Here is a 4,398-nt window from a genome sequence, read left to right on the forward strand (position 1 = left end):
ACAACAGCAAGATCACCACACCGCGGCAGCACAACAACCCGAATTCATCGGTGGATCAGGGCTAAGACACCGGGCCCGCCCGCTCATCGCGAGAGAAGGGGACGTCGACGGCTCGTCCGGCTCGACCATGGCTCGGCGGTACAACCAACTGGTTCGAAAAGACAACCAGTGCCATGCCTATTTGCCAGGACTTGCTCCACCACGACCAGCCCGAACATCGCCTCCCTCGGCGTCTGGCAGCGCCACCATCACGCACCGGGAGCGGTTCGGTCGCTGTCAATGTCGCGACAACGTTGGATGCGACTCGCCTCCGGGCGGCCGAGGGCCGTCAGTCGGGGTTTGTGGCGACGAACCGTGTTATCAGGTCCCAGATCTCCCGGTGCGGCGCACCGTGCGCGTCGAGGTCGCCCATGTCTCGGACGGTGTCGATGGTGATGCGCATCCGTGTGAGTGAGATGGGGTCCTTCGCCCACTGCTCGCGCTCGACCCGGAGCGCCGCGGCGAGCAGGTCGCCGGGGAGGCGGTCTCCCGAAAGCAGTGGCTCCCGCTGCAGCCGCACCGTCACGCGGGGCAGCAGGATGTCGAGCCCTTGGTGCTGCTCCACGAGGGTGACTAGACCCGCGACGTCCAGGTCACCGATGGGTGTGCGGCGCAGCTCGCGCACCCGCGCGGGAGGCGCCGGCCGCTCGCCACCCTCCAACTGGTCCAGGGAAAGGTCGTCCTCGGCGTCCGCGCACACCGTCCACCGGCCGTCCTCCCGCCGGAACAAGAGGGTGCCGGCGGCGTACGGGCGGGTGAATCGGGCGAGGGCGACCTCGCCGAAGACGCGGATCTCCGGGACGTCGACGGTGGGCTCCTCGAGCGGCTCGTCAGGGTCGTCGCGGTCGGGGTCGTTGACGTTGTCCAGAAAGGACTCTGCCTCGTCGGCGCACATCAGGGCGGCGATCTGGCGGGGCATCCCTCGATCCACGGCGGCCGCGAAGGCCTTCGTCAGGTCGCGGATCAGCAGGTCGTCGTCGCGGAGAGAGGACACGCCCCCATGGTGTCACCGCCCCACGCCGCCGGGGAACGGGACGGCGTCCGACGGCCACCCGGCATCGGCACATGAACCGGCGCGCGGTCAGTTGTTGATCAGCGCGCCAAACCGTATGCCTACGTACGTACAGACGGGCGCGGCGCGAAAACCTAATCGGTGCGCGATCTACGTCCGCAGGTAGTCCTCGCATTCCAGACTGAGAGCGCGTTTGAGAAGATCAACTTGCGGTGGTAAAGGTCCGTCGTTGCTGCCGGTGGCGGGCCCTCCGCGGGCGATCCCGCGGGTGATGGTGTTGATCGCGGCCCAGCGGGGAGATGACGACGAAGCCGCGTTGATCGGCGGGTTTGCGCACGATGCGCAGCGTGGTGCGCAGGATCGTGTAGGCCCAGTCGAGCAGGCGGCCGGCGAACGCGCCGTCGGTGAAAACGGAACCGCACCCGGCTCGCCGGAAGACGCCGTTCCCGACTCAACAGCTGATGTTGCGTACCCGGTCCCAGCAGGCCTGGATCGTGGCACCACCGGATCCGTCCGGGTTTTGCGGAGTGAAGGCCCAGGTGATCCGCGCGTAGGCGAAGCCGACCTCCTCGCTCAGGGAGTCGCCGCGCTGCACCTGGCGGGCGTACGCCACGGTCACGTCGGCGAGCGTGTAGCTGAGCACCTCGCGCGGCGTCGCTGTTTCGGTCCAGACGCTGATTTTTACGTTGGCGATGTGTGTACCGGTGACCGCCCGCTGCAGCAGCGGGACGCTGGCCCGGTCGATGCGCTTCTCGACGACGAGTTGGTCGAGGCTCGGCACTGCGGTGCCGCCACCGCCGCACATGCCGGTGCGGATCGCTGTCAGCACCACCTGCCCGGCCACCGCCACACGGGTCGCGTCGCCGGTGATCCCGTCGATGCGTGCGTACGACGCGGTGGTCGCCGCCACCGGCCGGAGCTGTTCAGACGATGGGCAGGTGTTTTGCGCGGCGAGCTCGATCCCGGCCCCGGTGTCGACCACGGCTGGCTGGTCTGCGGCGCGTACCGCCGCCCCGCCGGCTAGGGCCAACCCGACCGCGGCGACGAACGCGGTTGGTCCCGTCCACCGCCGGTGCCAAAGTGTCGACTTCATCGCCTGTCTCCTTCCATGAGCCCAGCATGGGCGCATTGCAGGATAGGCGCCGGGAAGACAAAGATTCATACCACTGTCGCGATGGCGATAGCGACGACCCACCGTCAACATCCGGGCGCATCGTCAGGCCACCGGCGCGAGCTTGACCTCATCCAGCCCTCCGGCCGGGCGCAGCCCGCGGTCCGCACGATGGCCGCCCCCGGCGCTGGCGCACCGGCTCGAGCGCGGACGGCGAGCACGAACAAAGATCAAGGTTACTCAAGTAGCCGAGAACAGTACGCTGCCGGCGTCCATGGCCCCAACTCGTCGGTGCGGCAGAACCTATCGCCGAATCCGAAGTCCGCCACCGTCAAAATCGACCTCGGGAAGCTTGAGCATGTGCCGGGTCCGCCTGATCGTTTCCAGGACATAGCCATGCAATTCGAGAGGCTCACCCAGCAGGCTACGCAGATCCGCCGCTTGGACTGCCAAAGAGTGTTGCCAGTTCGCGAACATTTCAGTCGACATCACCTCGGCGAGGCACCGATCGCCAGTTACCGCATCACCGCTGAGCGCTGCCGCGACGCCGCCATGGAACATACGCCACAGGGGCGTATTGCCTGGCCGTGCGGGAGAGGTGGTCATGCGCTCAGCTACCGCAGCCGGGTCTGGGAACTGCGTGCGCAACTCGGCCACGCACCCCGCTGCGACCGTGGCCACCGGTGCGACGTCACGGGCGAACTGCTCGACGCTCACAAAGTCGACGTGCTGTTGCCAACCCTGCTCGCCCGGGCGGGGCGCGGAGGTGAAAGATCCGTCATCTCGCCAGTACACGCGGCAGCCCTCATCGAACGCCCAATAGTCACGCTCTGCCCAGAGCCACATGGCGCCCACGTTCAGGTACGTGCCCGGGCCTCTACCCGGTTGGAACTCCACCACGACCAACCACCAGCCGTGATCGTCGAACCACAGCCGGCTTCGGCCTTTCTGCCGCAGTCCAAGCGAACGAAGATGAACTCGGGCCGCTGCCGCAATCAACCGGCTGATCGCTTGATTGTCAGACACCGCGACATTATCTCCGAGCGGAGCACGATCATCTGCCGCGGATATCGCGCGTTGCGACGCCGGCTCTGTGGCCACATGACGCCTCGAGTCGACGCGGTGCGCTGTTGTCAAGCCGCCGACTGTGTTGTCGGCCTCGTGGCACCGGTGAGGCTGTCGCGTAGGAGCGCGGCGTCCGCGGCGTTGATGTAGGGCGTGGGGACCTGGCACGGTCGACGTCGAGCGCCTGCTGCCGCCGGGTGACGCGGTTGGGTCTGATGGGTCCGGGACGACGGTCATCTTGCGCGTCACGGGCAGCGGCCGGGTCTTGATGGTGAGTGATTCGGGCTCTGCCGCGCGATGGCGTTCGCGGTTTCGGCTCGGGCGTCCCGGTCGTGGTGGTCGTGTCCCGGCCGGGACGTCCCGTTGTGCGAGGTGGGTGTGGTGGGTTGCGGGACGGGGTGGACGGGACATGGATGTCCCGGTTGGGGTTATCCGATCGGGACGTGTCCGATGTGGCAACGGCGCCGGCGTCTTGTCGACGGACTCCGTCGCGCGCCGTACGGCATTCAGTGCGTTGCTGGCTCGCTCTGAGTTGGGCGTCGTGCGAGTGGCAACTTGTCAGCGACCGGGATCCAGTGTGGACGCACCAACACGAAGGGCACTTGATTCGAGAGCGCTAACAACCCGCTCACGGCGGAGATCAACTCCAGGTGGACTCGGAAGCATGACGCGACACCGGTCAGCACGCAGCGGTGTTACGGGGTGTCTCAGATGGACGGATGATGATCTGGGGCATGATCTTTGTTCCGTGAGCGATGTCGATGACATGATCCGCACCTGGGCGCCGGATGACTTCTGGGAAGCGGCCCAGCCGTTGATCCCCCGTTCCAGCGGTCCGGCCGCAGGGCGGCGGGAAACGCCGGGCCGATGACCGGGCGGTGCTGGCCGCGATCGTGTACCTGGTCCAGGCGGGCTGCTCCTGGCGCAAGCTGCCCGCGGCGTTGTTCGGGGTTAGCCGGGCCACCACGCACCGCCGATTTGCTGAATGGACCCGATCCGGGCTGTGGGAACAGTTGCACCAGCAGTTCCTGCACCGGTTGAACGTGATCACCGAGATCGACTGGTCCCGCGCCGTGGTGGACTCCATCGCCGTCCGGGCGACAAAAAGGGGCTCTCCTGACGCTTCCGTGGGTGGTGCGGCGCGTCGTGAATAGCGCACGCCGTTGTCCTG

General features: G+C 67.1%; 3 protein-coding genes and 1 pseudogene. 1 reads left to right on the forward strand and 3 read right to left on the reverse strand.

Annotation, left to right across the window (positions count from 1 at the left end):
* Window positions 1–328 precede the first annotated feature (328 nt).
* The 3 genes from V6V89_RS41055 to V6V89_RS41065 form a co-directional block, all read right to left on the reverse strand.
* The gene (locus V6V89_RS41055) at window positions 329–1,033 is read right to left on the reverse strand and encodes a contact-dependent growth inhibition system immunity protein (RefSeq protein WP_334625138.1); all 705 of its coding nucleotides are present in this window, start codon (window positions 1,031–1,033) and stop codon (window positions 329–331) included.
* A 469-nt stretch (window positions 1,034–1,502) separates the two neighbouring features.
* Window positions 1,503–2,144, reverse strand: a complete 642-nt coding sequence (locus tag V6V89_RS41060) for an Hcp family type VI secretion system effector (protein ID WP_334625139.1) — start codon at window positions 2,142–2,144, stop codon at window positions 1,503–1,505.
* A gap of 321 nt (window positions 2,145–2,465) precedes the next feature.
* The gene (locus V6V89_RS41065) at window positions 2,466–3,188 is read right to left on the reverse strand and encodes a hypothetical protein (RefSeq protein WP_334625140.1); all 723 of its coding nucleotides are present in this window, start codon (window positions 3,186–3,188) and stop codon (window positions 2,466–2,468) included.
* 881 nt (window positions 3,189–4,069) lie between these two features.
* Between V6V89_RS41065 and V6V89_RS41070 the strand changes: the two are divergent.
* A pseudogene (locus tag V6V89_RS41070) lies at window positions 4,070–4,381 on the forward strand (transposase); the annotation flags it as partial.
* Between the last annotated feature and the right edge of the window lie 17 nt (window positions 4,382–4,398).

The organism is Micromonospora sp. CPCC 206061, from assembly GCF_036906915.1.
GTDB lineage: Bacteria > Actinomycetota > Actinomycetes > Mycobacteriales > Micromonosporaceae > Phytohabitans.

Excerpts from the sequence above, each read along its gene's own strand:
- V6V89_RS41060 (WP_334625139.1), bottom strand. The coding sequence starts at position 2,144 with ATGAAGTCGACACTTTGGCACCGGCGGTGGACGGGACCAACCGCGTTC.